Source organism: Mesorhizobium sp. M0140 (genome assembly GCF_040322475.1).
Lineage (GTDB): Bacteria > Pseudomonadota > Alphaproteobacteria > Rhizobiales > Rhizobiaceae > Mesorhizobium.
Map to the genome: position 1 here is coordinate 1 of NZ_JAMYTM010000066.1, position 5,920 is coordinate 5,920.

General features: G+C 59.7%; 4 protein-coding genes. 3 read left to right on the top strand and 1 reads right to left on the bottom strand.

Annotated elements, in window-relative coordinates; genetic code table 11:
• Positions 1 to 131 precede the first annotated feature (131 nt).
• Positions 132 to 1,859, bottom strand: a complete 1,728-nt coding sequence (locus tag NKJ37_RS31675) for a calcium-binding protein (protein ID WP_352776421.1) — start codon at positions 1,857 to 1,859, stop codon at positions 132 to 134.
• A 454-nt stretch (positions 1,860 to 2,313) separates the two neighbouring features.
• On the opposite strand from NKJ37_RS31675, the gene NKJ37_RS31680 reads away from it, so the two are divergent.
• The 3 genes from NKJ37_RS31680 to NKJ37_RS31690 all read left to right on the top strand — a co-directional run bounded on the left by NKJ37_RS31680 (position 2,314) and on the right by NKJ37_RS31690 (position 5,797).
• Positions 2,314 to 4,065: a type I secretion system permease/ATPase gene (locus NKJ37_RS31680; RefSeq protein WP_164892821.1), complete on the top strand. Its 1,752-nt coding sequence runs from the start codon at positions 2,314 to 2,316 to the stop codon at positions 4,063 to 4,065.
• Complete coding sequence (locus tag NKJ37_RS31685) at positions 4,058 to 5,434, top strand: HlyD family type I secretion periplasmic adaptor subunit (RefSeq protein WP_128302534.1); 1,377 nt, start codon at positions 4,058 to 4,060, stop codon at positions 5,432 to 5,434. The genes NKJ37_RS31680 and NKJ37_RS31685 overlap by 8 nt, the downstream gene beginning before the upstream one ends.
• Before the next feature lie 168 nt (positions 5,435 to 5,602).
• Positions 5,603 to 5,797: a hypothetical protein gene (locus NKJ37_RS31690; RefSeq protein WP_352776423.1), complete on the top strand. Its 195-nt coding sequence runs from the start codon at positions 5,603 to 5,605 to the stop codon at positions 5,795 to 5,797.
• Positions 5,798 to 5,920: the final 123 nt, after the last annotated feature.

Genomic DNA, 5,920 nt, shown 5'->3' on the forward strand with positions numbered 1-5,920 from the left:
GGGGGCGGGGGGGCCGTGCTGCCGCCCCCCCACCCCCGCCCTGGCGTGTGGCCCACCCCCCCCCCCCACCGCGGCCGGCCCCCCCCCCCGCCCCTCGCCGACTTCTTAAAGCGTTTCTTCGCTGGGCTGGTTCAGGTGACCAGAAAAGACGATGCGGTAATCGACAGATGCGGAGAGAGGCTCGCGAAATGGATCTGGTTTGCGCCTCCGACGCCGTCGCTGTCGAAAGAAAGAGCTCCCGTCGAACTGTTGTAGATAATGTGATCGGAACTGTCATGCGCGGCTTTGCCGGCAAAGAAAGCGTCCGACGAGAGGCCCCCCTGATCGAGACCGGCAAAGATGGAATGATCGAGGTGGATTTTGTCCTGGGCTTTGTTGAAATCAGTGATCTTGTCCACGTTTCCAGCACCAAGGGCGGTACTGAACACGAAGGCATCTCTGCCCCCACGCCCGCTCAACGTATCGGCTCCGCCGCCACCGTCGATCTTGTTGCTACCGGCATTGCCTTGAATGGTCTGTCCGAATTCGTTGCCGGTCAGATTGATGGCGGCCTTGCTGGATGCCTTGGTGGTTGCGAGTTGCTCGATATGCGAGCCAGCCGAAAGAGCGAAGCTCACCGAGGCAAGAACCTTATCGGCGCCGCTTCCTCTCTGCTCCACCACCTTGTCGTGGGCATTGTCGACGTAATAGGTGTCATTGCCGCCATAGCCGGTCATCTTGTCCGCGCCACCGCCACCATTGATCTTGTTGGCGCCGCCATTCCCATAGATGGCTTGACCGAATTCGTTGCCGGTCAGGTTGATGGACTCCCTGCCACCCGAACTGGCGGTGGAGAGCTGCTCGATATGTGAGCCCGCCGTAAGAGCGTAACTCACCGAGGCCACGACCTTGTCGACCCCGCCGCTTGGCGCTTCCATCACCTTGTCATGGGCATTGTTGACGAGATATTTGTCATTGCCCGTGGTCGCGTGAAAAACGTCTGCGCCGCGCGTGCCATGGAATATATGATCGCTGTCCGACGGGGCCGGCGCGGCGGGAGCAGGGGCGCCGGCGTCGCTTGGCGGCGTGGTCGGGGTATCGATCGGATCGCTTGCTGGAGGGGCGGCAGAGCCACTGGTGCTTTGGAGGTTGTGCTGCTGGAAGAAGGCCTGCAGTGCCGGCGAATTCTCCAGAGCTGTGTCTCCGTTCTGCGAGCCCCAGGCATAGGCATAATCGAAGGCAGGCGACGGAACCAGTGCTGCCCAATGATCTATCATCGTTTGCATCTGTTCCGTCGTTGGCATCTGATGCTTCCCGCCCGTGTCGGTCGTCCAGTTGCCACCGCCAAAAGTCTGGTAGACCGGAATGATCTTGTCGATCGGGATGCCGGACTTCACTGCCGCGCCCACGGCCCTGTCGATCATGTTGTAGTCGACCGTGCTCACGTCATCGCGCACCGGGTACGGGTCCAACCCGTAATAGTCGATGCCTGTATTGGCCGGATTATAGGTGTTGGAAAAATCCGGATTTGTAGGAGACCCCATATTCATCATGGTGACGAAGGTCTTGGCGCCCGGAAAATGGGAATGGATCCAATCCGATTCCGCTTTCAGGTTTTCGGCAGTTGCATATGTGCCCCACCTGCCGGTGGGATCTGGCTCGTCCATCAGGAAAAATCCGAACACCTTCGGGTTGTTCAGAAATGGTGTAACTTTTTCAATGAAGGAGGAGGTGACGCCGTCGTGCGCTCCGAGATAGACGAGGCCTTTCATGCCGTCCGGCAAAGCATTGACCTGCGAAAGATATTGAACATCGACCAGGTTGAACCCGGCGGTTGCGACTTCGGTGGCTGATCCACCGGACGCATAATGGAGTGTCATCCAATGATCCTTTGGTTGATTCGATTTATGCCCCGCGTCTGCTTAGGTGATTGCTACATTAGGATGAAATCAAATACGAAACACAGCGAGATAGAATGTTTGATTGATCTAAGTTGTTGCTCAGTAGCAGGTATTTTGCTCAGTCGACTGTGGCACCTTTGAAAGTGTTTGGGAGCAAGGACATACGCCTCTTTTGCCGGCTCCGTTCTGACCAGTTCCTTTAGCGAAAATCGTCATTTTTCGGGAAGTTATCCCCAGACAGGGAGACGTCGGCGGTCGCGTTTCGCCGGCTCATGCCACGAATCCGCTGCATTTTCCTCAAAGTCGACGTATGTAAGCAGAGCGTAATAAGGGGGCCGACGGATAGCGGCTGCTATGCGCACTAAGAAAGGTTTGAGCCATTACAACTTACGGAAGTAACGGCGCGGCAGTGTCGCGCGAACGACCGCTGGTCATGAAAACATCGGGGGCCGGTTCTCCCGAGCTACGTTCCGCCATTCTCGCCTGCATGCCTGGGCTGCTTGGCGTGGCGCTGTTCTCGGCAGTGATAAACATTCTCGCTCTGACCGGTTCGGTCTATATGTTGCAGATTTACGATCGCGTTCTGCCGTCGCAGAGCGTTCCCACCCTGGTGGGGTTCACGATCGGAATGCTGGGTCTGTATGCGGTCCATGGGCTTCTGGATTTCGTGCGGCTTCGCGTGTTGGTCCGCATCGGCAGCCGTCTCTATAGGAATTTGCAGCAAAAGGTGTTCTCCATCTCCCTGTCCCTGCCGCTCAAGGCAGGGCGTGATGCGGACCGTCTGCAGCCTTTGCACGATCTTGACCGACTGCGCGGCTTTCTCTCCGGAACGGGACCGACGGTCATCTTCGACGCCCCGTGGATCCCCTTTTATCTGCTGATCATTTATTTGCTCCATCCTTCGCTCGGCCTGCTGGCGACGGTCGGCGCGATCGCTGTGGTCCTCTTAACAGCGATCGCGGAAGTGTTTAGCCGAGGCCCCGCCGCGCGTGCCTCGGAGGAGCTGCTGTCGCAGCGGGCGCTTGCCGATTCCGGCCGGCGCAACGCCGAAGTCGTTCACGCAATGGGGCTGTCTGGTCGACTGGCTCGACGCTGGAGCGACGTCAGCCGAGCCTATCTCGCCCAGCAGGAACGTCTCTCTGACGTCGTTGGTGGCGCCAGTTCGCTGTCGAAGGCCCTGCGGATGGCGTTGCAGTCCTGTGTTCTCGGTCTCGGCGCTTACCTGGTGATCGGCGGCGAGGCTTCACCTGGGGTGATCATCGCATCTTCCATTTTGCTTGGCCGCGCCCTGGCCCCGGTCGATGCTGCGATCGCAAACTGGAGAGGCTTTCTGTCGGCCCGGCGCAGCTATTCCGAGCTGGCAGCGGTCATGGCGGCATTCGGCCGCCAGGACGAGCCAATGGAGTTGCCTCGGCCGCAGGCGCGGTTTGCGGTCGAGCAATTGACCATTGCGCCGCCCGGCTTGCCAAAGCCAACCGTGGTGAATGTGAGTTTCCATCTGTCGAGAGGCGCTGGGATGGCCGTAATCGGCCCAAGCGGTTCCGGCAAGACAACTTTGGTGCGTTCGTTGGTCGGGGTGTGGAAGCCGCTCCATGGCTCGGTGAGATTGGACGGCGCCTCTCTCGATCAATGGAACTCGGAACAGCTCGGCGCCCATATCGGCTACATGCCGCAGGATGTGGAGTTGTTTGACGGCACGGTAGCAGACAACATTTCGAGGTTCCGAGGCAAGACGGATCCAAAAGGCGTCCTTGCGGCGGCAAGAGCAGCCGGCGTCGAGAAAATGATAATGCAACTCCCTCAGGGGTTTCAGACCCGCATCGGCGAGGGCGGAGCGGCCCTGTCGGCAGGGCAGAGGCAACTCGTGGGTCTCGCCCGAGCACTTTATGGCGAGCCGTTTCTTGTCGTGCTCGACGAACCGAACTCGAACCTCGACGTAGATGGGGACGCTGCCCTGGCCGGCGCCATACGGGCAGTGCGTCAGCGCGGAGGCATCGTCATTGTCGTTGCGCATCGTCCTTCGGCTCTCGCCAACATCGATCAGGTATTGGTTATGTCGAATGGGACGGTTCATGCCTTTGGCTCGCGCGAGCAGGTCTTGGCGAACGTGCTCCGACCTTCACCGCCTGTTTCACCTCGGCCATCTTCTTTGGCGCCGATACCGGGTGTTGCCGGACATGCATGAAGGTCTGCTCGAAACATTCGTCACCTTCTCATCGTATGCTCGGACCCTTCGTGGCAGCAAACGGCCTGCCGTGAGCGCGCCAGATCTGCCGGACGGTATACGGGCCAACCTGATATTCGGCTTGGCGATTACCGGTCTGCTGGTCCTTGGCGGCGGCCTATGGCTGGGATTGACCAAGATCGCCGGCGCTGTGGTTGCACCAGCCACCGTGGTGGTGGAAAGCAACGTCAAGAAGGTCCAGCATCAAACCGGAGGCACAGTGGGCGGGATCTTCGCGCAGGACGGAGATCATGTACGAGCCGGCGACGTGCTGGTCAGGCTGGATGACACGCTGACTCGCGCGAACCTGCAAATCATTAGTGAGGATCTCGATCGCGCGACCGTCCGCCTCGCCCGGCTGGAGGCCGAGCGCACGGGCCTGGCGGAAATGCAGCTGCCGGTCGGCCTGAAGGCGCGAATGAACCAACCGGAGCTGGCTGCGCTCGTCAACGGCGAGCGCGCCCTCTTTGAAACGCGCGCCTCGGCTTTGGCTGGGCAGAAGGCACAGTTGAGAAGCCAATCCCAGCAACTTGAACGTCAGATCGACGGTCTTAAAGCGCAACAGAGCGCGGTGGATGAATCGGTTGCTCTGCTGAATAAGGATTTCGCCGACGTTGATTCCCTCTACGCCAAAAAACTCGTCTCCAAGGAGAGGGTGAGCAACATCAGGCTGGATGCCACCCGGGCCAGGGGAGAATCGGGGCGCCTCGCTGCCGCAGTAGCTGAAGCGCAGGCGCGCATTAGCGAAACGGGGTTGCAGATGCTGCAGCTGGATGACCAAAGGCGCACTGACGTGACGACCGAACTCCGCGAGACGGAAGCCAAGCAGACCGAACTCAACGAACGGAGGATTGTGGCCCAGGATGAATTGACCAAGACAACGATCCGCGCGCCGCAGTCCGGAACAATACAGGAATCGGCTGTCCATACCGTCGGCGGCGTTATCGCGCCTGGCGAGATGCTCATGACCATCGTGCCTGATGCCGACGATCTTGTGGTGGACGCGCTGATCCCTCCGTCGCGGGTCGACGACGTCCGGCCAGGGCAGCCGGTATCGATCCGTTTTCCGGCGTTCGACGTGGGAACCACTCCGGTCTGCCAAGGGTCAGTGAAACACATCTCGGCAGATCTGATTAAAGATCCGCAACGTCAGCTTTCCTATTTCTCGGCGCGTATCAAGGTTGAAAGCAAATCGAACTGCCTGACCGAAGCGAAGGTGCTGAGGCCAGGTATGCCCGCCGAGGTTCATATCCGCACCGATGAACGCAATGTCTGGTCTTATCTGTTGAAACCCTTTGCGGATCAGATGTCCAAGGCGTTTACGCAGTGATGGCGAGGAGGGGAGGCGAGTAGGATATCGGGATTTCTGGCGGCCCGACGGCTTTTTGGGGGCGGGCGGCCGTCGAGCCTAACCGGCGGCGCGGGGATGAAGCGCCTCCGGCTGGAGGAAACATGCGCGTTATGTGCCGCTACCGCATCATTCGAATAGCGAGGCAGTTTGTCCGCTGTCGGTAGTTTTTTGCCCAATGAAATAAACGAACGCGAATGGCGGATGGCGGGCGAGCGGAACCGCAACATCACCCATCAAAGATCAATGTTGCTGTGGTGCGAATTGCGGGGGGCGGCCAATCCCATGGGCGTCGTGCTGGCAGGAGCTGGCGCAGCCATCGAGCATCACTGGACGGTGGCCTGAGGCGAGTTTGCCAGCCGTGATCTTGCAAAGACTTTGTCTATCCCCGCCCGAAATACGCCTGGTACCACTCGACGAACCGCCCCACCCCTTCGGTCACTGTCGTCGTCGGGCGGTAGCCGACCG

Excerpts from the sequence above, each read along its gene's own strand:
- NKJ37_RS31675 (WP_352776421.1), bottom strand. The coding sequence starts at position 1,859 with ATGACACTCCATTATGCGTCCGGTGGATCAGCCACCGAAGTCGCAACC.
- NKJ37_RS31680 (WP_164892821.1), top strand. The coding sequence starts at position 2,314 with ATGAAAACATCGGGGGCCGGTTCTCCCGAGCTACGTTCCGCCATTCTC.
- NKJ37_RS31685 (WP_128302534.1), top strand. The coding sequence starts at position 4,058 with ATGCATGAAGGTCTGCTCGAAACATTCGTCACCTTCTCATCGTATGCT.